General features: G+C 59.9%; 26 protein-coding genes and 1 tRNA gene. 17 read left to right on the top strand and 10 right to left on the bottom strand.

The features are described from left to right. Positions 1-276: 276 nt before the first annotated feature. The 4 genes from AB9N64_RS07985 to AB9N64_RS07970 are packed head-to-tail and all read left to right on the top strand — an operon-like array spanning position 277 to position 5851. The gene (locus tag AB9N64_RS07985) at positions 277-3108 is read left to right on the top strand and encodes a xanthine dehydrogenase family protein molybdopterin-binding subunit (protein WP_371360152.1); all 2832 of its coding nucleotides are present in this window, start codon (positions 277-279) and stop codon (positions 3106-3108) included. Then, on the top strand, positions 3101-3640 hold the full coding sequence (locus AB9N64_RS07980; protein WP_014719147.1) for a (2Fe-2S)-binding protein: 540 nt from the start codon (positions 3101-3103) through the stop codon (positions 3638-3640). Before AB9N64_RS07985 ends, AB9N64_RS07980 begins: the two co-directional genes overlap by 8 nt. Before the next feature lie 2 nt (positions 3641-3642). Beyond that, positions 3643-4878, top strand: coding sequence for a cytochrome c (locus tag AB9N64_RS07975; protein ID WP_060767761.1), 1236 nt, complete (start codon positions 3643-3645; stop codon positions 4876-4878). Position 4879: 1 nt separating this feature from the next. Then, positions 4880-5851, top strand: coding sequence for an XdhC family protein (locus tag AB9N64_RS07970; protein ID WP_014719145.1), 972 nt, complete (start codon positions 4880-4882; stop codon positions 5849-5851). A gap of 42 nt (positions 5852-5893) precedes the next feature. Here the strand turns inward: AB9N64_RS07970 and AB9N64_RS07965 are convergent, their stop codons facing one another. Continuing rightward, positions 5894-7177: an NAD(P)/FAD-dependent oxidoreductase gene (locus AB9N64_RS07965; protein WP_371360151.1), complete on the bottom strand. Its 1284-nt coding sequence runs from the start codon at positions 7175-7177 to the stop codon at positions 5894-5896. 184 nt (positions 7178-7361) lie between these two features. Here AB9N64_RS07965 and AB9N64_RS07960 point away from each other — a divergent pair. The 5 genes from AB9N64_RS07960 (at position 7362) to AB9N64_RS07940 (ending at position 10918) form a co-directional block, all read left to right on the top strand. Further along, positions 7362-7438 (top strand) — tRNA-Val (locus AB9N64_RS07960). Between the two features lie 623 nt (positions 7439-8061). Then, complete coding sequence (locus AB9N64_RS07955; RefSeq protein WP_197865080.1) at positions 8062-8778, top strand: DUF969 domain-containing protein; 717 nt, start codon at positions 8062-8064, stop codon at positions 8776-8778. After that, positions 8775-9725: a DUF979 domain-containing protein gene (locus tag AB9N64_RS07950; RefSeq protein ID WP_019820885.1), complete on the top strand. Its 951-nt coding sequence runs from the start codon at positions 8775-8777 to the stop codon at positions 9723-9725. The genes AB9N64_RS07955 and AB9N64_RS07950 overlap by 4 nt, the downstream gene beginning before the upstream one ends. A 7-nt stretch (positions 9726-9732) precedes the next feature. Beyond that, positions 9733-10362 carry a pyroglutamyl-peptidase I gene (pcp, locus tag AB9N64_RS07945; RefSeq protein ID WP_032903936.1) on the top strand — a complete coding sequence of 210 codons (630 nt, stop codon included), beginning with the start codon at positions 9733-9735 and terminating at the stop codon, positions 10360-10362. 64 nt (positions 10363-10426) lie between these two features. Continuing rightward, the gene (locus AB9N64_RS07940; RefSeq protein WP_014719140.1) at positions 10427-10918 is read left to right on the top strand and encodes an anti-virulence regulator CigR family protein; all 492 of its coding nucleotides are present in this window, start codon (positions 10427-10429) and stop codon (positions 10916-10918) included. 12 nt (positions 10919-10930) lie between these two features. Here the strand turns inward: AB9N64_RS07940 and AB9N64_RS07935 are convergent, their stop codons facing one another. Genes AB9N64_RS07935 through AB9N64_RS07925 form a run of 3 tightly spaced genes read right to left on the bottom strand, consistent with a single transcriptional unit; the run spans position 10931 to position 13302 of the window. Continuing rightward, positions 10931-12331 carry a heavy metal sensor histidine kinase gene (locus AB9N64_RS07935; protein ID WP_020300940.1) on the bottom strand — a complete coding sequence of 467 codons (1401 nt, stop codon included), beginning with the start codon at positions 12329-12331 and terminating at the stop codon, positions 10931-10933. Beyond that, entirely contained in the window at positions 12328-12999 is a 672-nt protein-coding gene (locus tag AB9N64_RS07930; RefSeq protein WP_003192516.1) for a heavy metal response regulator transcription factor, read from the bottom strand. The genes AB9N64_RS07935 and AB9N64_RS07930 overlap by 4 nt, the downstream gene beginning before the upstream one ends. 42 nt (positions 13000-13041) lie before the next feature. After that, on the bottom strand, positions 13042-13302 hold the full coding sequence (locus AB9N64_RS07925) for a DUF2790 domain-containing protein (RefSeq protein ID WP_014719138.1): 261 nt from the start codon (positions 13300-13302) through the stop codon (positions 13042-13044). Between the two features lie 184 nt (positions 13303-13486). On the opposite strand from AB9N64_RS07925, the gene AB9N64_RS07920 reads away from it, so the two are divergent. Beyond that, complete coding sequence (locus AB9N64_RS07920) at positions 13487-14191, top strand: HAD-IA family hydrolase (protein WP_371360150.1); 705 nt, start codon at positions 13487-13489, stop codon at positions 14189-14191. Here the strand turns inward: AB9N64_RS07920 and AB9N64_RS07915 are convergent. From AB9N64_RS07915 to csrA, 3 genes are all read right to left on the bottom strand, one after another. Then, the gene (locus AB9N64_RS07915) at positions 14153-14449 is read right to left on the bottom strand and encodes a hypothetical protein (RefSeq protein ID WP_014719136.1); all 297 of its coding nucleotides are present in this window, start codon (positions 14447-14449) and stop codon (positions 14153-14155) included. The genes AB9N64_RS07920 and AB9N64_RS07915 overlap by 39 nt on opposite strands. 98 nt (positions 14450-14547) lie before the next feature. Next, positions 14548-14808 (bottom strand): hypothetical protein, encoded by a 261-nt coding sequence (locus AB9N64_RS07910; protein ID WP_014719135.1) that lies wholly within the window; start codon positions 14806-14808, stop codon positions 14548-14550. A 210-nt stretch (positions 14809-15018) separates the two neighbouring features. Then, positions 15019-15213 carry a carbon storage regulator CsrA gene (gene csrA, locus AB9N64_RS07905; RefSeq protein ID WP_003192511.1) on the bottom strand — a complete coding sequence of 65 codons (195 nt, stop codon included), beginning with the start codon at positions 15211-15213 and terminating at the stop codon, positions 15019-15021. A 264-nt stretch (positions 15214-15477) separates the two neighbouring features. Between csrA and AB9N64_RS07900 the strand changes: the two genes are divergently transcribed. Then, on the top strand, positions 15478-15843 hold the full coding sequence (locus AB9N64_RS07900) for an SPOR domain-containing protein (protein WP_019820896.1): 366 nt from the start codon (positions 15478-15480) through the stop codon (positions 15841-15843). A gap of 35 nt (positions 15844-15878) precedes the next feature. Here the strand turns inward: AB9N64_RS07900 and AB9N64_RS07895 are convergent, their stop codons facing one another. The 3 genes from AB9N64_RS07895 to AB9N64_RS07885 form a co-directional block, all read right to left on the bottom strand. Further along, positions 15879-16568 (bottom strand): endonuclease, encoded by a 690-nt coding sequence (locus tag AB9N64_RS07895; protein WP_014719133.1) that lies wholly within the window; start codon positions 16566-16568, stop codon positions 15879-15881. Positions 16569-16572: 4 nt separating this feature from the next. Continuing rightward, a complete protein-coding gene (locus AB9N64_RS07890) occupies positions 16573-16824 on the bottom strand; it encodes a DUF1654 domain-containing protein (RefSeq protein ID WP_014719132.1) in 252 nt (83 codons plus the stop codon). Between the two features lie 191 nt (positions 16825-17015). Further along, positions 17016-18104, bottom strand: coding sequence for an asparaginase (locus AB9N64_RS07885; RefSeq protein ID WP_019820900.1), 1089 nt, complete (start codon positions 18102-18104; stop codon positions 17016-17018). Positions 18105-18669: 565 nt separating this feature from the next. On the opposite strand from AB9N64_RS07885, the gene AB9N64_RS07880 reads away from it, so the two are divergent. From AB9N64_RS07880 to rbsD, 6 genes are read left to right on the top strand one after another with little or no spacing between them, the layout of a single operon-like run. Further along, entirely contained in the window at positions 18670-19629 is a 960-nt protein-coding gene (locus AB9N64_RS07880) for a sugar ABC transporter substrate-binding protein (RefSeq protein WP_102666119.1), read from the top strand. Between the two features lie 57 nt (positions 19630-19686). After that, positions 19687-21240, top strand: a complete 1554-nt coding sequence (locus AB9N64_RS07875; protein WP_019820902.1) for a sugar ABC transporter ATP-binding protein — start codon at positions 19687-19689, stop codon at positions 21238-21240. Continuing rightward, complete coding sequence (locus tag AB9N64_RS07870) at positions 21237-22214, top strand: ABC transporter permease (protein ID WP_003192502.1); 978 nt, start codon at positions 21237-21239, stop codon at positions 22212-22214. The genes AB9N64_RS07875 and AB9N64_RS07870 overlap by 4 nt, the downstream gene beginning before the upstream one ends. A 3-nt stretch (positions 22215-22217) precedes the next feature. Then, the gene (locus AB9N64_RS07865) at positions 22218-23240 is read left to right on the top strand and encodes a LacI family DNA-binding transcriptional regulator (protein WP_014719128.1); all 1023 of its coding nucleotides are present in this window, start codon (positions 22218-22220) and stop codon (positions 23238-23240) included. Positions 23241-23263: 23 nt separating this feature from the next. Further along, the gene (gene rbsK / locus AB9N64_RS07860; protein WP_019820904.1) at positions 23264-24181 is read left to right on the top strand and encodes a ribokinase; all 918 of its coding nucleotides are present in this window, start codon (positions 23264-23266) and stop codon (positions 24179-24181) included. Continuing rightward, a complete protein-coding gene (gene rbsD / locus AB9N64_RS07855; RefSeq protein ID WP_019820905.1) occupies positions 24178-24582 on the top strand; it encodes a D-ribose pyranase in 405 nt (134 codons plus the stop codon). The genes rbsK and rbsD overlap by 4 nt, the downstream gene beginning before the upstream one ends. Positions 24583-24591 lie beyond the last annotated feature (9 nt).

Genomic DNA, 24591 nt, shown 5'->3' with positions numbered 1-24591 from the left:
TTGGAAAAAACCTCATCTTCTTCGCTACCACCAGCGCTCATTATCGGCAAACGGCCGACAGATCATTTCGATTCTGTCGGCCGTTTTTGCGTTCTTGTGTCAAAAAATTTCAATGTGGTTATTTGCCGCAGGCGCAGAAACCTTTAAAGTTAACCCTTCGGTCAACTTTGCACTGTCATCATGGCCTTTTGATTCGTCGAGAAAGGCTTCTGCAAGTCTCCAGATTCGGTGTACTTAACCATAAGGGCGGATTTATAACCGCTCAGAGGATGATCCATGTCCAACCGTGAAATAACCCGGCGCTCGTTCCTTCAGGGCGGGCTGGTGGCGGGTGTGAGTGTCACGCTCACGCCGCTCAGCACCCAGGCGCTGGCTGCCTTGATGGAAAACAGCGTGACCGTGCCGTCTGAAAAGTGGCTCGGCCATAACGGCAAGGCGCGCCAGCGTAACGATGCCTTGTCGAAAGTCTGCGGCAGCAAGGTGTTTGCCCGCGACATCCGTTCCAAGGACATGCCTGGCTGGCCCCAGCAGCAAGGTCACGCCATGTTGCTCAAAACCATCAAGGCCGACCACATCTACGCGGGCTACGACCTGTCGTGGCTTGGCGCCGAGTTGCAGCCGGACCGCATTGTCACCGCTGCCGACCTGGACAAAGACGGTATCGTCTTCCCGGAAGAACATGCGCCGGATCCGTTGTTGCCCGAGGGCAAAGTGCCGATGTTCATCGGTCACCCGGTGGCGATCCTGATCTGGAACGACTTCGAGCGTTTCCGTCAGGCCAAGAACAAGCTCAAGTTCAATGACAAGGCGATTCGTTACGGTGCCAAAGTGCCGTATTACGAAGGTGACCCCTACGGTAGCTTCCGCTACGTGCGCGTGGGTGGCCCGACCTCGGCCGACGAAGACGAATTCGCCAGCCTCAAGGATTCGATCCTGTTCCCGATGCTGAAAAACCGTCGCCCGGTGTGGAATTCCCAGCCAAACCTGCACGGCAACCTGACCGAGCGCGGGCTGTTCTACGCCGAGCGCATGAAGAGCCAGATCAACACGCCACCGGACAACTGGCTGGTGTTTGACGAGCGCTACAAAACCCCATCGATCGAACCGGCCGCCATGGAGCCGGACAACGGCAACGGTTGGTACGATCCGGCGACCAAGACCCTACACTTTGTGGTGGCCACCCAGTGCCCATTGGAAGTGGCGACCGAGACCGCCAAGATGATCTCGCCGTCGCGCTTCGGCCTGGCCCACCTGAACACGCATCCGGGTTATACCGTGGGTTACGGTTCCAAAGACCACAACATTTTCGTCTACTACGCCGCCCTCGCTGCGTTGTATGGCGCCGGTGTACCGGTGCGTCTGGCCAATGATCGTTACGAGCAATTCCAGAGCGGCATCAAGCGTCACCCGTTCGATATCCGCTATCAGTTGGCGGTCGACAAGAACGACCACAGCTTCAAAATCTTCCTCGCCGACATGAGCGTCGACGGCGGTGGCCGGATCAACTACAGCCCGTCGGTGGCTGCGGTCGGCGCCACGGCGGCGCAGTCGATCTACTACATGCCGCAGAACGACCTGCAAGTCACCGCGTACCATTCCCGTGGCGTTGAAGCCGGTTCGATGCGGGGCTACGGCACCCTGCAAAGCATGGCGGCGACCGAAATGATGGTCGACGAAATCGCCGGTCGCCTCGGTGTGGATGCCATTGAATTGCGGCGCAAGAACGCACTGCGTTCGGGCATGAAGAACACCCAGGGAGCGATCCCTGCCGGTGCGTTGCGGCTGCACGAAATTCTCGACAAGGCCGCTGCGCACGACGTATGGAAAAACCGCGACGCGATCAAGCAACAGCGCGAAGCCGCAGACCCGGATAACTGGTATGGCGTCGGTTTTGCCATCTGCCAGAAAGACTTCGGCACCGGTTCCGAAGCGCCGATGGCCAGTGTTGAATTCAGCGCTGACGGCCGCATCAGCCTGCGCCACATCGGGATCGAAATCGGCACCGGCATGTCCACTTCGCAATCGCTGGTGGTCGCCGACTTCCTTGGCAGCCCGGCCCACGAAGTGAAGACCGGCGAAACACAATGGCAGGAAATGCAACTGGTCACCGGCGGCAACCCCTACACCATGAGCCAGGCCGAGCAGGACAACCTGCTGCGCAACCCGCGTTGGGTGGGCAAGCTCGCGTCGGCGTCGTCCGCGACCAACTCGGCGTACTACTTCAGCCACGCCACCCGTGAAGCGGCGCGTGTGCTGTTCAACCACGGCCTGTGGCCAGCGGCGCTGGAGATCTGGCGCCAGGGCCCGTTCGGCGGCCAGGCCAACCCCTATGTGGTGCGCCGCGAAGACGCACATTGGGTGGACGGCAAGCTCACTGCCAACGGCATGCAGCCATTGAGCTTTGAAGAACTGGCCAAGCGCGCTCATGAGCGCGGCCTGGTCACCGCTGCCACGGTCCACGGGTTCAACCGCTGGAGCTGGGCCGAGGCTGAGTACAGCATCGACGGTGTGCGCGAGCGCCTGCCGCTCGACGGTCTGGCGGTGAAATACGGCGATGGCGCACCGAAAGCCAAGCAGGCGCTGATGAGCACTGCCGGTTTCCACCTGCTCGATCGCCAGAACGTCAGCTATCCCGCCACCCAGTTGAATAACGCTGCGGTGACGTACTACAGCCCCGTCGCCACGTTGGTCGAGTTGAAGGTCAACAAGGGTTCGGCGCAGGTCGAAGTGCTCAATCACCATTCATGGGTCGAGTGCGGGCGTGTGCTGGTTGAAGAGTTGGTCAAAGGCCAGCTCGAAGGTGGAGTGGCCATGGGTATCGGTCACGCGTTGATGGAGGAAATGCCGTTGTACGAAGGCGGGCCGGGGGAGGGCGACTGGAACTTCAACCGCTACCGTCTGCCGATGGCGCGTCACGTTGCCGTATGGAAACAGACCTCGGAGATTCTGCCGGCGCTGTCGCCAAGCGACCCGTCCAAAGGTATCGCTGAAGTGGTGATGATCCCGATTGTCGGGGCCATTGGTAATGCGGTGGCACACGCCATCGGTAAACGTGTTCGCGACCTGCCAATCACGGCTGCACGCATCAAGGAGGCCCTCAATGGCTAACCGTCCGCTTCAACTGACCCTCAATGGTCAACCCGTCGGCCCGGTGGACATCCCTGATGACCTGCCGATGATCGACTACCTGCACGAATACAAAAACCTCACGGGCTCGCGGCTGGGCTGTGGCCAAGGCATTTGCCACGCCTGTGTGGTGATCGTCGACAACCCGGACGGCACCAGCGAAGAAGTGCGCACCTGCATCACCGGCGCGCATTACTTTGAAGGCAAGCAAGTGCGCACTATCGAAGGCCACGCCAAGCGCGATGAGTCGGGCCAGGTCACTGAGCTCAACCCGATCCAGCAGCGCTTCGTGGATGAGTTCGCCTTTCAGTGCAGCTATTGCGCGCCGGGCTTCGTCAATGCGGCGACCGTGTTAGTGGAGAAACTGCAACGCCAGCCGACCGTGTACAGCAAGCTGGAACAAATCATCGAGGACAGCCTCGGTCATCACGTCTGCCGTTGTACCGGGTACGTGCGTTATTACAACGCCACCCGCAACGTGCTGACCGATCTCGGCCTGGTCAAGGAGGGTTAAGCATGAAGCTTTTTCTGACCCGCTTGGCCTTGGCGGCCGGCCTGGCCGCGCCGGTATTGTTTGCCCACGCTGATGATCAAGCCAAGCGCGGCGAATACCTCGCCCGCGCCGCTGACTGCATGGCCTGCCACACTGCACCGGGCGGTGCGCCGTTTGCCGGCGGCCTGCCGATTGTCTCGCCGTTTGGCACCATCTATGGCACCAATATCACGCCAAGCAAAGAACACGGCATCGGCTTGTACAGCGATGACGAGTTCTTCGCTGCGTTGACCGAAGGCAAGCGTCGCGACGGTGCGTACTTGTATCCGGCGATGCCCTACACCTCGTACCACCTGATGCCGCGTGAAGACTCGGACGCCATTCATGCGTACCTCAAAACCATCGAGCCGATCGAGCGCGCAGCGCCGGTCACGAGCCTGAGCTTTCCCTTCAACGTGCGCCTGGGCTTGATGGGCTGGAACGTGTTGTACGGCAAAGCGCTGAAACTGGAACCGGCCGAAGGCAAGAGCGAAGCCTGGAAGCGCGGCCAGTACATGGTCGAAGTGCTCGGCCACTGCGGCGAATGCCACACGCCACGTGGCCTGCCCGGTGCGATGGAGCTGGACAAGCGCCTGACCGGCGGCATCCTCAATGGCTATCTGGCGCCCAGCCTGCTCGCCACGGACCTGGCCGCACGCGGCTGGAATGAGCAGGACCTGGCCACGTTCCTCAAGCACGGCATGAGCGCACAAGGGACGATGTTCAACGAGATGTTCCCGGTGTTCCACAACAGCACCCAGGGCCTGAGCGATGCGGACCTGGCCGCGATGGCGACCTTCCTGCTCGGCGATAAACCGCCGGCAGCCAAGGCGTTGGTCGAAGTGCCGGTGGACAAGCTCGGCCCGAGCGCTCAGCGCGGCCGCCAGGAATACCTGAACGTCTGTGCCGGTTGCCATGCCGCCGGTGGTGAAGGCAAGCCGCACATCGCGGTGGCGATGCGCGGCAACACCACGCTGCGTCTGGAAGACCCGCGCAACCTGGTGCGGGTGATCGAGGACGGGATCGGTGAGCAGAAGTTCTCCGGGTTCGAGCACATGCAACCGATGCCGGGCTTCGCTGGAAAACTTAGCCCGGCGCAACTCACCGATCTGATCAATTACCTGCGCCAAGGCTGGGGCGGGCAATCGGCGGAGCTGGCGGTGAGCGATGTGCAGAAGTTGCAGGCTGAGGCGCCGTCCATCGAGCACAAGGCGCACTGACATGCAGCATCTGGACCTGCAGGTGATACGACGGGCGCTGGAGTGGTCGGTGGCCGGGCAACGCATCTGGCTCTGTACGGTACTGGCCACCTACGGCTCGGCGCCGCGTGCGCCGGGTTCGTTGCTGGCAGTGAACGCCGCAGGGCAGTGGATTGGGTCGTTGTCGGGTGGTTGCGTCGAGGAAGACTTTCTCGAACGCGTCGCTGACGGTGCGTTTCTCGATGCGGTCAACGTGGTGCGCTACGGCGCAGGGGACGATCCGCGCTCGCGGGTCAGCCTGCCCTGCGGCGGCATTCTCGAAGTATTGGTTGAGAAGTTCGAGCCTGACTGCGAGGTGCAGGCGCACCTGCGTGAAGTGGAGTCGGCGCTGCTCGGGCAGCGGCGCTTGATTCGCCAGGTCGACCTGGCCAGCGGGGCGCGCCGCCTGGTCGCTGATTGTGAGCAGGGCGCGCGCATCGAGCGTGACAGTGAGCGGGTGCGCCTCCGCGTCGGTGCGGCTCAGCGTCTATTGCTGGCCGGGTACTCCAGCGTGGCGCAGGCGTGTGCCGAGTTTGCAGTCGGCCTCGGGTTCGAAGTGATTCTCTGCGACCCACGCGATGAAGTGCTCGAAGGCGTGGTGCTCAATGGCGTGGAGATTCGTCGCCAGTTGCCGTCGGTGTTTATTGCCGATGGCGGCTGTCACCGTGATACGGCGGTGGTTGCGCTGACGCATGACCCGCGTATCGACGATCTGGCGATGATGGAAGCGGTGCGTACCGACGCGTTCTACATTGGCGTGATGGGGTCGTTGCAGACCTCGCAGAAGCGCTTTGAGCGACTGCGCCGCATCGGTGGGTTGGGGGAGCCTGAACTGGCGCGGATACACGCGCCCATCGGGCTTAACCTGGGGAGCAGGACGCCGTCGGAAATTGCGTTGGCGGTATTGGCGGATATCGTGCGGATTCGCAGCGGGATTGCTCGCGACCGGCTCTGAAGCGCAGCCCTGTAGGAGCGAGCAAGCTCGCTCCTACAGTGTTTACATCCCGAATTTATCTCGCAACCCGTAGTACCAAGCCCCCAGCGCCGCAAACGGCGTGCGCAACATTTGCCCACCCGGGAACGGGTAATGCGGCAAACCCGCAAACGCATCAAAACGCTCTGCCTGACCCCGCAAGGCCTCTGCCAGTACTTTGCCTGCCAGGTGCGTGTACGTCACGCCATGGCCGCTACAGCCCTGGGAGTAATAGATGTTGTCACCCAGGCGACCGACCTGCGGCAAACGCGACAGGGTCAGCAGGAAATTGCCAGTCCAGGCGTAGTCGATCTTCACGTTCTTCAGTTGCGGAAATGCCTTGAGCATTTTCGGCCGTATAATCGCTTCGATATTCGCCGGGTCCCGCGCGCCATACACCACGCCGCCGCCGAAGATCAGGCGCTTGTCGCTGGTGAGGCGGTAGTAGTCGAGCAGGTAGTTGCAGTCCTCGACACAGTAATCTTGTGGCAATAAAGTCTTGGCTACTTCATCGCCCAGTGGCGCCGTGGTGATCACTTGGGTGCCACACGGCATCGACTTGGCCGCCAGCTCCGGGACCAGATTGCCCAGGTAAGCGTTCCCCGCGACGATAATGAATTTGGCCCTGACCTTGCCTTCGGCGGTATGCACCACCGGATTAGCGCCGCGCTCGATGCGCACCGCTGCCGATTGCTCATAGATCGTGCCGCCCAGGGATTCCACGGCCGCGGCTTCACCGAGCGCCAGGTTGAGCGGGTGGATATGACCGCCGCTCATGTCCAGCAGGCCGCCCACATAGTTGTCACAGGCCACCACTTCGCGGATGCGGTGCTCGTCCAACAACTCCAGTTGCGTATGGCCGTAGCGCTCCCACAGGCGCTTCTGCGACTCCAAGTGGCCCATGTGCTTGCTATTGAGGGCGGCGAACACGCCGCCGTCCTTCAAGTCGCACTGGATCTGATACTTGGCCACGCGCTCACGGATGATCCTGCCGCCTTCAAACGCCATCTGCCCCAACAACTGCGCCTGCTGAGGCCCGACACTGCGCTCGATCACATCGATATCGCGGCTGTAACTGTTGACGATCTGCCCACCGTTGCGGCCCGAAGCACCAAAACCGACCTTGGCGGCTTCCAGCACCGTGACGCGAAAGCCCTTCTCCAGCAAAAACAGCGCACTGGAAAGCCCGGTATAGCCAGCCCCGATCACGCACACGTCGGTCTCGACTTCACCTTGCAGCACAGGACGGGGCGGGACTTCATTCGCAGAAGCGGCGTAATACGACTGGGGGTAGGGGGTGTTCGCCATTCTGGAACCTCTGTTTTATATTTTTTACGAGTGCGCCGATCCTACCTGAGTTGAAAATTGCCTGCCAGCCACCCGGAAATCACGGGTGTACCCGACGCAAATAAAAAATTCGCATATTCATAGGGTTAGCTGCAAAAAAGATGTTGACACCCCTCCGGAATTCCGTAGAATGCCGCCTCACAGCAGGCACGTAGCTCAGTTGGTTAGAGCACCACCTTGACATGGTGGGGGTCGTTGGTTCGAGTCCAATCGCGCCTACCAAACAAAATCCGCTCTGCTGGGCGGTCTGGAAGGGCTCACCGAAAGGTGGGCCCTTTTTTGTTGCCTGAAATTTGGGCAAAGGAAAGTCAAGACGCCGGGCGGCGTCCTTTCAGGGCTTGTATGTCCAATCAGGCGAAAAGCGTCGCCACCGCCAGCAGGCAAATTACCTGGGCGAACAGCTGGCAGCGTATTTCGCCAAGCGTGGTCGCCATATTACTCATTTGTCCGGCATACATAGCGGGAACCCTCATTGTCGGCGTGACACCGTGAATGAACTGCAAGCACACACAGCTGCACCGTGGAGTATAGGTGCAGATCAGGAATTTTCCCTGCCGACGCCATAGCGAGTTCATCCTCACGTCTTTTCCAAAAAAACTGCGCTGAATCTCTCCATGGTGCCGTACCCCCGATGCCATCCCCCCACAAAAATTATTGGTTTGCAGCAACAATTTTTCTTGTTGGACACCCCCGTCCCCAGGCAGCAAAGTTGCCGCCACTGACGCTCGACCTTCCAGGTCAACAATAAAAAACCGAGCCGATTGCACGCCATTTTCATGCTGTGAGCCCTTTGCCCACATCCTGCTGTAATGGCGCCGCAGCGCGCACTAAAGGACCTCTTCGCCATGCAAACTGTTGTGAACTTATGGCCGTTGATCGGCGTACTTGTCATCGTGGTCGGCTTTGTATTGCGCTTCAATCCGCTGTTGGTGGTCACCGCGGCCGCCATCGCCACCGGGCTTGCCGCCCAGTTCCCGCTGGAAAAAATTCTCGCCACCATGGGCGATGGCTTCCTTCAGACCCGTGCCTTGCAACTGATTCTGTTATTGCCGCTGGCGGTGATTGGCCTGCTGGAACGCCATGGCCTGCGCCTGCATGCGCAGAACTGGATTGCACGCTTCGAACGCGCCACGGTCGGGCGTTTGTTGATCATCTATCTGTTTGTGCGTGAGTCCACGGCGGCCATGGGGTTGACGAGCCTGGGTGGGCATCCGCAGATGGTGCGGCCGCTGCTGGCGCCGATGGCCGAGGGCGCCGCAGAAAAACGTTATGGCAAGCTGCCTGACAAGCTACGCCACAAGGTACTGGCCATGTGCGCTGCCACCGACAACGTCGGGTTGTTCTTTGGTGAGGACATCTTCGTGGCCTTTGGTGCGATTGCGTTGATGCACACCTTCCTGCTCGGCTCGGGGATTGATGTGGAGCCGCTGCACATTGCGGTGTGGGGCATCCCGACGGCGATCTGTGCCTTCATCATCCACGCTGTCCGGCTGCATCGTTTCGACCGGCGCTTGACCCGCGAAATGAGCTCGGCCACCGCCCCAGTGGAGGCTGCTCAATGATTATTTCCATTCAATACCTGTACTGGCTGGCGGGTGTGCTGTTGCTGATCACCGCCGGCATGATCCTGCTCGACCGTTCCCACCCCAAGCGCTGGTCCAGTGCGCTGTTCTGGTTGTTGTTCGCCGTACCGTTCCTTATAGGCGAGCGGCTGCCCTCGGTGGTCATCGGAGTGGGTGTGGTGGTGATGGCATTGATTGCGGGCTTGGGCGGCGTTGGTCGTGGCCAGCATGCCCAATTGCACGACAAGGCGTCTCGCGCCAGTGCCGGGCGCCTGGGCCACAAATTGTTCATCCCGGCGTTGGCGATTCCGCTGACCACGGTGATTGGCTCAGTGTTGCTCAAACACACCGAAATCGGTGGTGTACCGCTGCTGGACCCGAAGAACACCACCTTCGTCTCCCTGGGCATCGGTTGCCTGATTGCCCTTGGCCTGGCCTGCTGGCTGACCCGGGATACGCCGGTACAAGCGTTACGCGAATCCCGTCGCCTGACCGAAGCCCTGGGCTGGGCCATGGTGCTTCCGCAAATGCTGGCGATGCTCGGGCTGTTGTTCAATGAGGCCGGGGTGGGCACGGCGGTCGCTCATGTCACCACCACCTACATCAACCTGGACTACAAGTTGGTGGCGGTGATGGTCTATGTGCTGGGCATGGCCTTGTTTACCGTGATCATGGGCAATGGTTTTGCGGCCTTTCCGGTGATGACCGGTGGCGTCGGCGTGCCGGTGCTGGTGGGGATTTACGGTGGCAACCCTGCGGTGATGGCGGCCATTGGTATGTTCTCGGGCTATTGCGGTACGTTGATGACGCCCATGGCGGCCAACTTCAATATCGTACCGGCGGCGCTACTGGAACTGCCGGACAAAAATGCGGTGATCAAGGCCCAGATACCCACGGCGCTGATGATGCTGGTGGTCAATATCGTGCTGCTTTACCTGTTGATGTGAGGTCATTGTGCAAAACGTATTGCTGACGGGCTTCGAGCCCTTTGATAAGGCGGCGGTAAACCCTTCTTGGGAGGCCGTGCGCCAGTTGGACGGTGTGCCGTTGAGCGAGGGCGTGAAGATAGTTGCGCGTTGCTTGCCCTGCGCATTTGCCACCGCCGCCGAGACCTTGCTGCAGTTGATCAACGAACTGCAGCCGGCAATGGTCATCGCCACGGGCCTGGGGCCTGGGCGCAGTGATATTTCCATCGAGCGCGTTGCGATCAACGTTAACGATGCGCGTATTCCCGACAATCTGGGCGTTCAGCCAATTGATACCTCAGTGGTGGAGGGCGGCCCGGCGGCGTACTTCTCGACGTTGCCGATCAAGGGCATGGTCAAGGCGGTGCGTGAGGCGGGTATTGCGGCCTCGGTATCGCAGACGGCGGGGACGTTTGTGTGCAACCAGGTGTTTTATCGTTTGCAGCACGCCTTGGTGGGGACTGGGGTGCGCAGTGGGTTTATTCACGTTCCCGGCTTGCCCGGATCGAGCGAGCCGTCGATGGTGCTATCGACAACCGTGGAAGGGCTGCGGGTTGCGGCGCTGGCAGCCTGGCAAACCCAGGCGGATGTCGTCCTTGCCGGTGGCCAGATCAGCTGACAGCTGTACGCTGTGTTGCAATTTCAACTACAGTTCCAGCACACCCTTGCCTCGGAAAGTCGCCATGTTAAAGCGTACGAAACTTGTATCGGCTGCGTTGTCGCTTGCACTGTCCGTCACCAGTGGCCTTGCCCTTGCAGATCCAGGTAATGGCAAAGGCCAAGGCAATAACAAGGGTGATGCCTATGGTGGGCAGGACAACGGCAAAGGTCACGGTAATAACAAAGGTAATGCCCAGGGCGGGCCGGGTAAGGCCAAAGACAAGGGCGGCCAATCCAGAAATGACTTCAGCGTTGATCGCGGTCTTGTACTGAACGTGCTGGGCGGTCACCGCGATTATTGGCGCCCAGGGCCAGCCTTACCGCCTGGCATTCAGAAAAACCTGGCACGCGGCAAGCCCCTGCCGCCTGGTATCGCCAAGAAGCTGGACGGCCGCTTGCTGGGGCAGTTGCCTCGTTATGATGGTTACGAATGGCAGCAAGCGGGAACCGACTTGATATTGGTGGCCATTGCGACCGGTATCATCTACGAAGTTCTGAACGGTGCGTTTGATTGAGGTGCAGCGCCCTCAGGCTTCACGGCCGGGGAAAAACAACTCAAAACAGGTCACGCCATCTTCACTGCTTACACGGTACCGCCCGTTATGCAGCTGCATGATGGTCGCCACGATCGAGAGTCCCAGGCCGTTGGACTGGGATGACCGCTCGCGGGATTCATCGACCCGGTAGAACCGTTCGAACAGCCGCGGCAGGTGCTCAGCCGGGATCGTCTGGCCTTGGTTGCTGACTTTCAGGTTGATGCCCGCGCCATCCGGCACTGCCTGGATACTCAGCTCCGAGCCCGGCGCGCCATACTTGATGGCGTTGGCACACAGGTTGGCCAAGGCACGGCGCAGCAGCATTGGTTCAGCCCAGATCACCCCTTCGCCCAAGGCCGTGATGTGCATGTCCACATCACCGGCCAGCCCCTCGAAGTAATCCGCGATGCGTTCCACTTCATCCGCCGCGTCCAGCGCCTGGCGTTGGCGCAGTGCGCTGGCGGGGTCGGTGCGGGCCAGGAACAGCATGTTGTCGAGCATTCGCGCCAGGCGTTCCAGCTCTTCGACATTGGAGGCCAGCAGTTGCTGGTAGCTCTCGATGCTGCGCTGCTGCTGCAGGGCCACCTGGGTTTCGCCGAGCAGGTTGTTGATCGGGGTGCGCAGTTCGTGGGCCATATCGGTGGACACTTGGCCCAGTTGTACAAAGCCTTTGGCCAGGCGCTCAAGCATGGTGTTGAACGAGTCGATCATGGGCAGCAATTCTTTCGGCGCGCCTTGGCTGTCGAGGCGTTCGGCCAGGTTGCTGACGCCGATCCCTTGGGCATGCCGGGCCAGGCGGCGCAACGGCAGCAAGCCGCGATGAACCAGCAGGTAACCCACCAGCGCCAGGATGATCGCGGCGATACTCGCCTGGATGTAGACGCTGAGTCGATAACTGGCGAGCACGGCGGTGCGCTCGGTCATCAGGCGGCCGCTGGTGATTTGCAAGCTGCCCAGGTCGCCGGAGTCGATGTCCACGGCCACCAGCGAGAAGGGAATGCCGTTCAGGCCTGGCAAATGTTGCACGTCGCTCAATATGAGCCGGTGATCCTTGGGCAGCGGCTGGATCGACGGCAACTCAATATTTCCCGGGTTTACCAGCAGCAGCGGCTGCTGGCCGGGTGCGGCGATACTCAGCACCGATTCGCGGTTGCCCAACATGTTCTGGAACAGCTCTGGCTTGGTCTTGATCAAGTCCAAGGTATTGCTGTCGTTAAGCAGGTTGCGCAACTGATCCACTCGCGATATCAGCGCGGCGTCATCGCGGCGGATCAGTTCGCGCTCCAGCTCCCGGTACAGCGCCACGCCCAGGGTTGCCAGCAGGGCGAAGGCGAGCAGGGCGAAGATCAATGCCAGGCGCAGGGTCAGGGAGTAAGGGTGCTGGCGGCTCATGGCTGGGTATCGAAGCGGTAGCCAATGCCCCGCACGCTGTGGATCAGCTTGAGCTGGAACGGGTCGTCGATTTTCAGGCGCAGGCGGCGCACGGCGACATCCACCACATTAGTGTCGCTGTCGAAGTTCATGTCCCATACCCGCGAAGCAATCAGCGAGCGGGACAGCACTTGGTCCTGGTGCGTGGCAAACAGGTGCAGAAGGGCGAACTCTTTGTTGGTCAGGGTAATGCGCGTGCCGGCGCGGGTGACCCGACGTTTGAGTACGTCAATGTGCAGGTCGGCGATGTGCAGTTGCTCTTCATCCCGGCTCGGGCCACGACGGTTGAGGGTACGCAGGCGCGCCACCAGTTCGGCGAACGAAAAGGGCTTGATCAGGTAGTCATCGGCACCCAGTTCAAGGCCTTTGATGCGGTCGGCGATGTCATCGCGGGCGGTGAGGAACAGCACCGGCGTATCGGCCTCTTTGCGCAGGCGACGCAGCACTTCCCAGCCATCCATTTTCGGCATCATCACGTCGAGTACGATCACGTCGAAGGGCGTTTCAAGGGCCTGGTGCAAACCGTCCACGCCATCGCGGGCCAGGCTCACACAATGCCCCAGTTCCTGCAGGCCATTGAGCAGATAATTGCCGGCCTTGGGTTCGTCTTCGACTACAAGGATGTTCATGGGAAGTGCTCTGCTTCAATAAGTTGCGCCAGTGTAGCCCGATCAATTGTCATTGGCGCAACCGGTGCCCTGGACTTGGTAATCCAGCACATGTTCGCGGTCTTGGTGGTCCAGGTAGCGCAGTTGCGCCGGCACAACCCCGCATTGGCCGTAGGTGTCGGTGCTCGACAGCACCTTGGCGACATCCAGGTGCACGAAGAAGCCGGTCTTGTCATGGATCACGTTGGCGGCAGGGGCGGCGTCGGCAGCGAATACCGAGCCAGTGACGAGCAAAGCGGCGAAGCCCAGGGCAATCAGTTTCATGGTGGTGTCTCACGTTCCGGGTGGGTAGTGAGCTCACGGTAACCAGGCGACCCCAACAGCCAACCAACAGGATCATGACAAGTTCGTCATTTTTGCCTCGGAACTGACGGGCCAGATCTCGGCGTTTACAAGCGTCAAGGTGATCCGTAGATTGCAGGGGCCCAGCCCATGAGGAAGCCGTGCAGTGTCCAGCCCAACTCCAAACGTATTTACCCGGCGTTACCGCGCCTTTCTGTTCGATATGGACGGGACCCTGCTCAACTCCATTGCGGCTGCGGAGCGCGTGTGGGGCATCTGGGCTGCACGGCATGGCTTGGATGTGGAAGCGTTCCTGCACACCATTCATGGTGCCCGCGCAATTGATACGATCACCCGCCAGGCGTTGCCGGGTGTCGATCCACAGGTAGAAGCCCAGTGGATCACCGAGGCTGAGCTGGACGATGTCGAAGGCATCGTGGCAGTTCCCGGCGCGGTGGCGTTTTTGGCCAGCCTGCCCGTCGATCAATGGGCGTTGGTCACCTCTGCGCCAAAAGCGTTGGCCGTGCGCCGGCTGCAAGCGGCGGGCATTCCGGTGCCGGCGGTACTGGTGACAGCCGAAGATGTAAAGACGGGCAAGCCCGATCCGGCCTGTTATGTGCTGGGTGCCCAGCGCCTGGGCGTGCCGGTGCAAGACTGCCTGGTGTTCGAGGACGTCACAGTGGGCATTCAGGCTGGGGAAGCGGCGGGGGCGGATATCATGGTGGTGACCTCGACACACATGGCGCCGATGATGACTGCCCATGCTTGCATCGAGGAATATAGTGCGTTGAAAGCCGAGCGTGGGGCTGATGGCTTGCTGTCCTTAAGTCCGTTACCGGTCTCGGCCTTCCAGGCAGTCGAGGGAGTCTGATAGCGCCTGCAACCGGCTGTTTTTCATGCCTTGGCGCGACATCACCATTTCCCTGAGTATCTCGGTGGCGAGCTGGTTGATGGCCTCTGTACCGTGATAGTGCGCACGCACGATGCCGGTAATCGCGAAGTGATCGGTCTCTGGGCCGCTGAGCACGGCTGACAGGGTGCCGTCGGCATGCAGCGTGCACTCAACCCTGTAGCTCGGCAGGCGTTCTGCCAAGGCTTTTTCGATTTGGGATTTGTTGAGGGTGTCCATCTGCTTTTGCACCTTTGATTAGCTGCGCAACGCAAGCCCAATGATAGGTGGTGGTGCGGCGGTGTAAATACCGGCGATCCGATAACCGCTAAACTCCCTCAGCGTGCGGCTTTTTCATGGGCGCGATGAGCGGCGCGCTGACACAGCTTGCGCAAGATCACCTTCTGGATGGGCTTGAGGCAGAACACAAGCAGGTAGCCACAGAGTAGAAGCGCCAGATCCACCCAGGAATGGGTGTCGGGATCGGCCCCTTCAACTTCCATTCTCAGGCCACACCCGAGTGCCACGAAGGTCAGCCCTATCAACAGGGCAATCATCCAGGATCTGGAAACAAGGGATTGCGACGCGGCTGGCCTCATCGACGTGTTCCTGAAATGCACTCGGATGGCAGGATAAAGTGTCAGAAATTGGGCTGCCAATAGCGCGACAAGTTCCGGATACCCTGACAGTTTCATCTTGCAGCGAAGGGAAAGCTCAAGGCGCGCTGGTCACGCGGGGAAACGCGAGCAGGCCAATTGGGTTTTCGCCAGCCGTTACAGTGAACGAAAAGGCTGGCTACTGGAGGCGTTTCAAGGCGTCTGGTTTTTATCGGGTGCAGTCAGGCCGGCCTGGATACGCTGGTAAATCTCCTCGCGATGCACGGCAACATCCTTAGGGGCGTTGATGCCGATTCGTACTTGCTGGCCGCTAACGCCCAGGATGGTGATCGTAATGTCATCACCGATGTTTATGCTTTCACCGACTTTGCGGGTGAGTATAAGCATGGACTTCTCCTTGAATTACTTTTAAGGACACATGTTTCAGACAGGGTAGGTGTCGGATGTGTGTAGCTTACTGCGAAGCGCTTCCCTGTGACTGCCTCTTTCTAGGACGCATAGAGGCGACATTAATTCCCATGGCGGTATCATACAGGTCGCGATACATGATTCGCATTGTTTAAGCCAACGTTTATGACGGCCAGAATAGACAGTGAATGGTAAAGTTGCCTCTTTGATCCTCAAAGGAGCAGGGCAGTGCGTAAAGTAGCGATGGCAATTGTGGTGTTGGCGTTGGCCGGATGCGGTGAAGGTAAGTCGGTCGATGCCCCCAAGGCCAAGCCTGCCGTGACCGAAAGCCTGCCGCAAACCGGTGCGATTGCCGCTCAGGAGTGGGATATACGGGTCGGCCCGCCGGACCACAAGCTGCAGGCGATCACCGACCTGACCGCCTGGTTGCTGGAACACGGCTTCAATTTCTATATCGTCAAAGTCGACGGCAAGGATGAGGTGCTATTGGGGCCGTTCGCGACCAAAGCCGAGGCCGAAGCCAAGCAGGCGCTGCTAAACGAAAAAATGGCACGGGCCAAGAAAAACGACACCGTGTCGGAGATCATCGAACACAAGGCTGCGCAGTAGCAGCAGGCCAGGTGGGCGGGCAGCCCCGCCCACGTTCAGCCGCAGGCCTTCAGGTTGACCGGGCCGACGAACTCATTGCCGCGCCCCATCACGCAAGCCACGGTCTGGTTGCGCTGGCGCTCCCAGGTTTGCACCGGATAGGTCTTGTTCCAGGCTTCATACAATTGCCGGTCCTGCTTCGACAGGCGTAGGCCGTATTGCTTGCTCATATAAAAATACGTACGTGCGATCATTCCGCGAATGGACGGGCGCGGCATGACTTTCTTTGCCTTGAAGTCCACCTGGGTCAGGCATGAGCCATACTGCCCGCTTTGCACCGGCAGCCAGCCAAAGCTGAAGTTGTTACGGTCGCCATTCACTTCGCCGATGCTCGGCACCAGGTTGTGCAGGTCTGCCTCGGCGCGCTTGAACACCTCATCATGGCGCGTGCAGTTTTTTCGCCCGCCATTTTGCCAGCATTGGCGCAGATGCCCGATTTGCCAGGCCGGTACGATGTGTTCCCACTCAATGCGCGCGGCGCGGTTGGCGTTTTTGCGGGGGATGTAACCGCAGGCTTTCAGGTTGACCCGGTTACCGGTGTATTTGCAGCCGCAATAAAATTCGGTGGATTGCGGCGCGTAGAGCTTCCAGGCGATTTTCTTGGCTTCGCTGAAGGTTCGAGGGGCTTGGGCGTTGGCGGTGACGGTTAAAAACAGACAGCACACAGCAATAAAACGGGCACTCATTGAATCAATCTTCCTTCGGCACAACCCAGAAAATCTGCACGCCACCGTCATCTCGATAGGCGAGGGTGACGTTGTCGTTTTCCGAAATCTCTTCCAGTAAACGTTGCCAATCGGTCTCCGGTTCATCGGGTAAACGGAAGATCAACGCTGCCTTGGCTTTTTGGGCGTTGGTCGAATTGATGATTTTTTGCACGCGGATAGCCAGGCGCTGGTAGGCGTCAGGCGATGCAGGGGCTGCGGAAGAGGGCTTTGCCACAGAACATTCCTTAATTGGCTGTACGCACATACAGTATTTAACTGTAGGAAATTTCGCAACTGCTTAAATTTCAAGAAGTTCGTCTGACAGCGAATCAGGAAGTTTGTTGAGGTGCGGGGGGAGAGGGGTTGAATATGGTGAGGGAGCAAGCTCCCTCGCCACAAAAGCATCTACAGGTGAATCAGCAGGGATCAGTATTCCCAGAAGATCCGTTGCAGTTCCTTGCTGTCCTGGGTCTTGGTCAGTGCGACCATGGCCAGGATGCGGGCTTTCTGCGGGTTCAGGTCAAGGGCGGCGACCCAGTCGTATTTGTCGTCTGGCTGTTCGGCGTTACGCAGAACCATGCCACCGGCGTTGACGTGGGAAGAACGAATGATCTGCACGCCTTGCTTGCGCAATTCCACCAATGCTGGAACGACCTTGGACGATACCGAGCCATTGCCGGTACCGGCGTGAATGATCGCTTTGGCGCCCGCTTGGGCCAATGCTTTGTAAGCGGTGTCGCTCACGTTGCCGTAGCCGTAGGCAATTTCAACGTCAGGCAGGCTTTTGATGGTCTTGATGTCGAACTCAGAATCCATGGTGTGACGCTTGGCCGGCAGGCGGAACCAGTAGGATTTGCCTTCAACGACCATGCCCATTGGCCCCCATGGGCTCTTGAAGGCTTCGGTTTTGATGTTGATCATCTTGCTGACGTCGCGACCCGATTGGATCTCGTCGTTCATGGTCACCAGCACGCCTTTGCCGCGGGCTTCCTTGCTGCCTGCGACCGCAACGGCGTTGTACAGGTTGAGCATGCCGTCTGCCGACATCGCGGTGCCTGGGCGCATGGAGCCGACGACCACGATAGGCTTGTCGGTTTTTTCCACAAGGTTCAGGAAGTAGGCGGTTTCTTCAAGGGTGTCGGTGCCGTGGGTGATCACGATGCCATCCACGTCCTTGCTGTCGGCCAATTCGGCGACACGGCGACCCAATTGCAGCAGGTTTTCGTTATTGATGCTTTCCGACGCAATTTGCATTACTTGTTCGCCGCGAACATTGGCGATCTGGCTAAGCTCAGGAACGCCGGCGATCAGTTGTTCGATGCCGACTTTGGCTGCCTGGTAGGTGGCGCTGTTGGCCGCGCTGGCGCCGGCGCCAGCGATGGTGCCGCCGGTGGCGAGGATGACCACGTTGGACAGTTTGGTCTTGCTTTCAACTTCCTTTGCCTGGGCGGCAACGGGGAACAGCAGCAGAAGGGCCAGGGCGCCCGGAATAACGTTCTTCAATGCAGATTTCATTATTTTTCTCTCTGGTTTTTGATGAGTGCTGTAGCAGGTTCATCTAGAACACCCGGGCGGTTCTGAACGCCGCGAGGTGCTGAGAAAGAGCAGGATTTGTACCAGGCTGAGTATGTTGGTTTTTTTAAATTAACTTATTGATTTAAAACAACTTAAAGCAAGATTTCGGTTTGGTGGGGGTCGGTGCTGTCCGGCTTTCCGAACGAGAAGGGCTGTGGTGTTCGGTTGTCCGAAAAGCGTTCACCATTTGTCCGGGCACCCTGCATGATCATTCGCCCCCCAGGCTGTCGTTTCAGCGAAGGTCAGAGAGGGCGAGCTTGCTTAAACGTATCAGCGGCCGATAGCTGAAGGAAGGGCCTGGAGGGCGTCCATGAAAGCCTTGCTGCTACCGTTGACAAATCTCGACAAGGTTCTCATAGTTTGCTCAACGCAAACGTTTGCGAGATGTTTCACTGCGCCCTTGGCACATCGTGACAGCTCGTATCAGCCGCCCAGGTGGGAGGGCTGCCGAAGGGGTCTTCGGTGCAAGCGTTGCTCACAATAATCATAAGATCGGAGTAAACCCATGAAGCTGCCATTTGCTGGACGTCTTCTTGCTGTTGCTGTGCTTGCTGCCGCATCCGCCGCTTTGCCTCTCTCTTCTGCATTTGCCGATGACGCTGCCAAAACGCCTACCGTGGGTTTGGTGATGAAGTCCCTTGCCAATGAGTTTTTCGTCACCATGACCGACGGTGCGAAGGACTACCAGAAAGCGCACGCAACAGAATTCAAGTTGATCTCCAACGGCATCAAGAACGAAACCGATACCAGCGCGCAGATCGCCATTGTCAACGAAATGATCAACGCCAAGGTCGATGCGCTTGTCATCGCTCCCGCCGACTCCAAGGCACTCGCCAGTGTGCTGAAGAAAGCTTCCGATGCCGGTATCAAAGTCGTCAACATCGACAACCGCCTGGACCCGGAAGTACTCAAAAGCAAAAACCTCAATATCCCGTTCGTAGGCCCGGATAACCGCAAAGGCTCCAAGCTGGTGGGCGACTACCTGGCCAAGCAACTGGCCGCCGGTGACAAGGTCGGCATCATCGAGGGCGTCCCCACTACCACCAATGCCCAGCAGCGCACCGCAGGCTTCAAGGATGCGATGGACGCGGCAGGCATGAAGATTGTTTCCACCCAATCCGGTAACTGGGAAATCGACCAAGGCAACAAGATCGCGGCAGCGATGCTGAGCGAAACACCGGATATCAAGGCGCTGTTGGCCGGTAACGACAACATGGCCCTGGGCGCTGTTTCCGCCGTGCGTGCGGCAGGCAAGGCCGGCAAGGTGCTGGTTGTGGGTTATGACAACATTGACGCGATCAAACCAATGCTCAAGGACGGTCGTGTGTTGGCCACCGCTGACCAGGCCGCTGCCCAGCAAGCCGTGTTTGGTATCCAGAACGCGCTGAAGCTGGTCAAGGGTGAGAAAGTCGATGCCAAAGATGGCGTGATCGAAACCCCGGTCGAGCTCGTCATCAAGCAGTAATCCTGGCAGTACCCAACAGCGCCTGCTCGTCCTGAGCGGGCGCCTGGAGATTTTCCTATGTCATCTTCCGCCCCGAACGCTGTCCTCTCGGTCAGCGGTATCGGTAAGACCTATGCCCAACCGGTTCTGTCCGACATCACCCTGACGCTCAATCGCGGGGAAGTGTTGGCGCTGACCGGTGAGAACGGCGCAGGCAAAAGCACCTTGTCGAAGATCATCGGTGGCTTGGTCACGCCCACTACCGGGCACATGCAATTCAATGGTCAGGATTACCGCCCCGCCAGCCGCACCCAAGCCGAAGCCTTGGGCGTGCGCATGGTCATGCAGGAACTCAACCTGCTGCCGACGCTGACCGTGGCTGAGAACCTATTCCTGGATAACCTGCCGAGCCGCTGTGGCTGGATCAGCCGCAAACAACTGCGCAAAGCCGCGATCGAAGCCATGGCCCAAGTCGGCCTGGACGCGATCGACCCGGACACGCTGGTGGGCAGCCTGGGCATCGGTCACCAGCAAATGGTCGAGATCGCCCGTAACCTGATCGGCGACTGCCATGTACTGATCCTCGACGAGCCCACGGCGATGCTTACTGCTCGTGAAGTCGAGATGCTGTTCGAACAAATCACGCGCCTGCAGGCTCGAGGCGTGGCGATCATTTATATTTCTCACCGGCTCGAAGAGTTGGCCCGTGTCGCCCAGCGCATTGCGGTATTGCGCGACGGCAAGCTGGTCTGCGTCGAGCCGATGGCCAATTACAACAGTGAGCAGTTGGTGACCTTGATGGTCGGTCGCGAACTGGGTGAACACATCGATTTGGGCCCGCGCACCATCGGAGGCCCGGCCTTGACGGTGAAGGGCCTGACCCGTTCGGACAAGGTCCGCGATGTGTCCTTTGAAGTGCGCGCCGGTGAAATCTATGGCATTTCCGGCCTGATCGGCGCCGGCCGCACCGAATTGCTGCGCCTGATCTTCGGCGCCGACCCGGCCGACAGCGGCACCGTGGCCTTGGGTTCGCCGGCCAAGGTGGTGAGCATTCGCTCGCCGGTGGACGCGGTCGGTCATGGTATTGCCTTGATCACCGAAGACCGCAAGGGTGAGGGCCTGCTGTTGACCCAATCCATCAGCGCCAACATCGCCCTGGGCAACATGCCGGAAATTTCCGGCGGTGGCGTCGTCAACAGTCGCAACGAAACCGCTCTGGCCAAGCGCCAGATCGACGCCATGCGTATCCGCAGTTCCAGCCCGACGCAACTGGTGTCCGAGCTGTCGGGTGGTAACCAGCAGAAGGTGGTGATTGGCCGCTGGCTGGAGCGCGATTGCGCGGTGATGCTGTTCGATGAGCCCACCCGTGGTATCGACGTCGGTGCCAAGTTCGACATCTACGCTTTGCTCGGTGAGTTGACCCGTCAGGGCAAAGCGCTGGTAGTGGTGTCCAGTGACCTGCGTGAGCTGATGCTGATCTGTGACCGCATCGGTGTGTTGTCCGCCGGGCGGCTGATCGAGACCTTCGAGCGTGACAGCTGGACCCAGGACGAATTGCTCGCCGCCGCCTTTGCCGGCTATCAGAAACGTGATGCGCTGCTCAACGAAGCCGCGCCTAGGAATACCCCATGAAAACAAGCATTTCCCCCGGTAAAACTGGCGGCAACTTCTATGGCCTGGGTACTTACCTGGGGCTGGCAGGTGCCTTGCTGGCGATGATTGCGCTGTTCTCGGTGCTCAGCGATCACTTCCTGTCCTATGACACCTTCAGCACCCTGGCCAACCAGATTCCTGACCTGATGGTGCTCGCGGTGGGCATGACCTTCATCCTGATCATTGGCGGCATCGACCTGTCCGTGGGCTCGGTGTTGGCATTGGCAGCCTCGGCAGTCAGCGTGGCGATCCTGGGCTGGGGCTGGAGCGTGTTGCCCGCCGCCCTGTTGGGCATGGGCTGCGCGGCGTTGGCCGGCACCATCACCGGTTCCATCACGGTGGCCTGGCGCATTCCCTCATTTATCGTATCCCTCGGCGTGCTGGAGATGGCCCGCGGCGTGGCCTACCAGATGACGGGCTCGCGCACCGCTTATATCGGTGACTCGTTTGCCTGGCTGTCCAACCCGATTGCTTTTGGTATTTCCCCGTCGTTCATCATCGCCTTGCTGGTGATCATCGCGGCCCAGTTGGTGCTGACCCGTACTGTGTTCGGGCGTTACCTGATCGGCATCGGTACCAACGAAGAAGCGGTGCGCCTGGCGGGTATTAACCCCAAGCCATACAAGATTCTGGTGTTCAGCCTGATGGGCCTGCTGGCCGGTGTGGCGGCGCTGTTCCAGATTTCGCGCCTGGAAGCGGCGGACCCGAATGCCGGTTCGGGCCTGGAGCTGCAAGTGATCGCCGCCGTGGTGATCGGCGGCACCAGCCTGATGGGCGGGCGTGGCTCGGTCATCAGTACGTTCTTCGGGGTGTTGATTATTTCGGTCTTGGCCGCCGGGCTGGCACAGATCGGTGCGACGGAACCGACTAAACGCATCATTACTGGTGCCGTGATCGTGATTGCCGTGGTCCTCGACACTTACCGCAGCCAGCGCGCCAGTCGGCGGGGCTGAACCATGGCAACGATCAAGGATGTGGCAGCGCTTGCAGGTATTTCCTACACCACCGTGTCCCATGTGGTGAACAAGACGCGCCCAGTCAGCGAGCCGGTACGCATCAAGGTCGAGGCGGCGATCAAGCAGTTGGACTACGTGCCCAGTGCCGTCGCACGCTCGCTCAAGGCCAAGACCACGGCCACCATCGGCCTGCTGGTGCCCAATAGCCTCAACCCGTATTTTGCCGAACTGGCTCGGGGTATCGAGGATTACTGCGAGCGTAATGGTTATTGCGTGATCCTCTGCAACTCGGATGACGACGCAGAGAAACAGCGCAGTTACTTGCGCGTGTTGCTGGAAAAGCGCGTCGATGGCTTGATCGTGACATCCGTGGGCGGCGATGACAGTGGCCTTGCCGCGGGCTTGAGTGCAGTGCGCACGCCCATGGTGATTGTCGACCGGGCGCTGGATGGGATTGATGTGGACCTGGTGCGCATCGATCACGAAGAGGGCGCTTACCTGGCGACCCGGCACTTGCTTGAACTGGGGCACCGGGACATCGCCTGTATCGGCGGCCCTGGGCATACCCGCGTGGCGCAGATGCGCCTGGCGGGTTACCAGCGTGCATTGCGTGAGGCGGGCATCGAGGTGTTGGCCAGTCGTACCCTGGAAAGCGATTTCACCAGCACGGGCGGGTATGCCGCAGCCGTAGAGTTATTATCGCAACACCCGCCCAGCGCGATTTTCGCCAGCAACGATATGATTGGTTTTGGCGTGCTGCGCGCCGCCGCCGAGCGCAATGTGCGGGTGCCGGGCGAGCTGTCGGTCATCGGTTTCGATGACATCCAGATGGGGCGCTACGTCTACCCCGCGCTGACGACGGTCGGCCAGTCGATCCTGCAATTGGGCGAGACTGCGGCCGAATTGTTACTGCAACGAATAGCAACACCCCAACTGCCGATCGATCAACGTATCGTGACGCCCAGTATTGTTTTGCGTGAGTCGACTGCGCCATTGGCTGATGTGTTCGCCCAATACCGCTGAACCGAATTGATGAGTACTGATGTATGCCAGCAAAAGTAGTGGTAATAGGCAGCTTGAACATGGACCTGGTCACTCGCGCCAGTCGCTTGCCGCGTGCCGGTGAAACCCTGATCGGCCAGACGTTCTCCACTGTGCCCGGCGGCAAGGGCGCCAACCAGGCCGTCGCCTCGGCACGCCTGGGGGCGAGTGTCGCCATGGTGGGATGCATCGGTACCGACGCCTATGGCAGCCAATTGCGCGATGCGCTGTTGGTGGAAGGGATCGATTGCCAGGCCGTCAGCACGGTGGACGGCTCCAGCGGTGTGGCATTGATCGTGGTCGATGACAGCAGCCAGAACGCCATTGTCATTGTGGCCGGCAGCAACGGTGAGCTGACGCCTGCGTCGCTGCGAACGTGCGACGCTGTGCTGCAGGCGGCAGACGTGATCATCTGCCAGCTTGAGGTGCCGATGGAGACTGTTGGGTATGCGCTCCAGCGGGGGCGCGAACTGGGCAAGACGGTCATTCTCAACCCGGCCCCGGCAAGCGGGCCGTTGCCCGCTGATTGGTATGCCTCGATCGATTATCTGATCCCCAATGAAAGCGAGGCCAGCGCTCTGAGTGGCGTGACGGTCGACTCCCTCGACAGCGCCAAGGTCGCCGCGACCGCGCTGATCCAGGCGGGCGCCGGTAAGGTCATCATCACCCTGGGCGCCCAGGGCGCGCTGTTTGCCGACGGCCAGAGCTTTGAGCACCTGGTGGCGCCGAAGGTCAAGGCGGTGGATACCACCGCTGCTGGCGATACCTTTGTCGGTGGCTTTGCCGCCGCGCTGGCCGCGGGCCAGAGCGAAGCCCGGGCGATCCGTTTTGGCCAGGTGGCGGCGGCATTGTCAGTGACCCGCGCCGGCGCTCAGCCTTCCATTCCTACGCTGCACGACGTACAAGGTTTTGTGCCCGCATGAAAAAGACACCTTTGCTGAATATCGCCCTGTCGCGCGTGATCGCGTCCCTGGGTCACGGCGACATCCTGGTCATCGGCGATGCCGGCCTGCCGGTGCCTCCCGGCGTCGAACTGATCGACCTGGCACTGACTCAGGGCATCCCTGACTTCATCAGCACCTTGCGCATCGTGCTTAGCGAAATGCAGGTGGAAAGCCATGTGCTGGCAGAAGAGATCCTGCTGAAGCAACCGCCCGCGCTGACCGCGCTAAATGCGCTCACAGAGCAGGCTGCACTGGGTGAGCGCCGCCTGCTCAGCCATGACCAATTCAAGCAATTGAGCCGCAATGCCCGCGCCGTGGTGCGCACTGGCGAATGCCAGCCGTACTGCAATATCGCGCTGGTGTCCGGCGTAACGTTCTAGCGTCCCCCC

This window comes from Pseudomonas sp. KT_2_4, assembly GCF_041410225.1.
Lineage (GTDB): Bacteria > Pseudomonadota > Gammaproteobacteria > Pseudomonadales > Pseudomonadaceae > Aquipseudomonas > Aquipseudomonas paracarnis.
Note: the sequence above shows the minus strand (reverse complement) of the source record. Positions and strands in the feature narration are given on the sequence as shown.

Coding starts and splice junctions, on each gene's coding strand:
- AB9N64_RS07985 (WP_371360152.1), top strand. CDS start 277: ATGTCCAACCGTGAAATAACCCGGCGCTCGTTCCTTCAGGGCGGGCTG.
- AB9N64_RS07980 (WP_014719147.1), top strand. CDS start 3,101: ATGGCTAACCGTCCGCTTCAACTGACCCTCAATGGTCAACCCGTCGGC.
- AB9N64_RS07975 (WP_060767761.1), top strand. CDS start 3,643: ATGAAGCTTTTTCTGACCCGCTTGGCCTTGGCGGCCGGCCTGGCCGCG.
- AB9N64_RS07970 (WP_014719145.1), top strand. CDS start 4,880: ATGCAGCATCTGGACCTGCAGGTGATACGACGGGCGCTGGAGTGGTCG.
- AB9N64_RS07965 (WP_371360151.1), bottom strand. CDS start 7,177: ATGGCGAACACCCCCTACCCCCAGTCGTATTACGCCGCTTCTGCGAAT.
- AB9N64_RS07955 (WP_197865080.1), top strand. CDS start 8,062: ATGCAAACTGTTGTGAACTTATGGCCGTTGATCGGCGTACTTGTCATC.
- AB9N64_RS07950 (WP_019820885.1), top strand. CDS start 8,775: ATGATTATTTCCATTCAATACCTGTACTGGCTGGCGGGTGTGCTGTTG.
- AB9N64_RS07940 (WP_014719140.1), top strand. CDS start 10,427: ATGTTAAAGCGTACGAAACTTGTATCGGCTGCGTTGTCGCTTGCACTG.
- AB9N64_RS07935 (WP_020300940.1), bottom strand. CDS start 12,331: ATGAGCCGCCAGCACCCTTACTCCCTGACCCTGCGCCTGGCATTGATC.
- AB9N64_RS07930 (WP_003192516.1), bottom strand. CDS start 12,999: ATGAACATCCTTGTAGTCGAAGACGAACCCAAGGCCGGCAATTATCTG.
- AB9N64_RS07925 (WP_014719138.1), bottom strand. CDS start 13,302: ATGAAACTGATTGCCCTGGGCTTCGCCGCTTTGCTCGTCACTGGCTCG.
- AB9N64_RS07915 (WP_014719136.1), bottom strand. CDS start 14,449: ATGGACACCCTCAACAAATCCCAAATCGAAAAAGCCTTGGCAGAACGC.
- AB9N64_RS07910 (WP_014719135.1), bottom strand. CDS start 14,808: ATGAGGCCAGCCGCGTCGCAATCCCTTGTTTCCAGATCCTGGATGATT.
- csrA (WP_003192511.1), bottom strand. CDS start 15,213: ATGCTTATACTCACCCGCAAAGTCGGTGAAAGCATAAACATCGGTGAT.
- AB9N64_RS07900 (WP_019820896.1), top strand. CDS start 15,478: ATGGCAATTGTGGTGTTGGCGTTGGCCGGATGCGGTGAAGGTAAGTCG.
- AB9N64_RS07895 (WP_014719133.1), bottom strand. CDS start 16,568: ATGAGTGCCCGTTTTATTGCTGTGTGCTGTCTGTTTTTAACCGTCACC.
- AB9N64_RS07885 (WP_019820900.1), bottom strand. CDS start 18,104: ATGAAATCTGCATTGAAGAACGTTATTCCGGGCGCCCTGGCCCTTCTG.
- AB9N64_RS07880 (WP_102666119.1), top strand. CDS start 18,670: ATGAAGCTGCCATTTGCTGGACGTCTTCTTGCTGTTGCTGTGCTTGCT.
- AB9N64_RS07875 (WP_019820902.1), top strand. CDS start 19,687: ATGTCATCTTCCGCCCCGAACGCTGTCCTCTCGGTCAGCGGTATCGGT.
- AB9N64_RS07870 (WP_003192502.1), top strand. CDS start 21,237: ATGAAAACAAGCATTTCCCCCGGTAAAACTGGCGGCAACTTCTATGGC.
- AB9N64_RS07865 (WP_014719128.1), top strand. CDS start 22,218: ATGGCAACGATCAAGGATGTGGCAGCGCTTGCAGGTATTTCCTACACC.
- rbsK (WP_019820904.1), top strand. CDS start 23,264: ATGCCAGCAAAAGTAGTGGTAATAGGCAGCTTGAACATGGACCTGGTC.
- rbsD (WP_019820905.1), top strand. CDS start 24,178: ATGAAAAAGACACCTTTGCTGAATATCGCCCTGTCGCGCGTGATCGCG.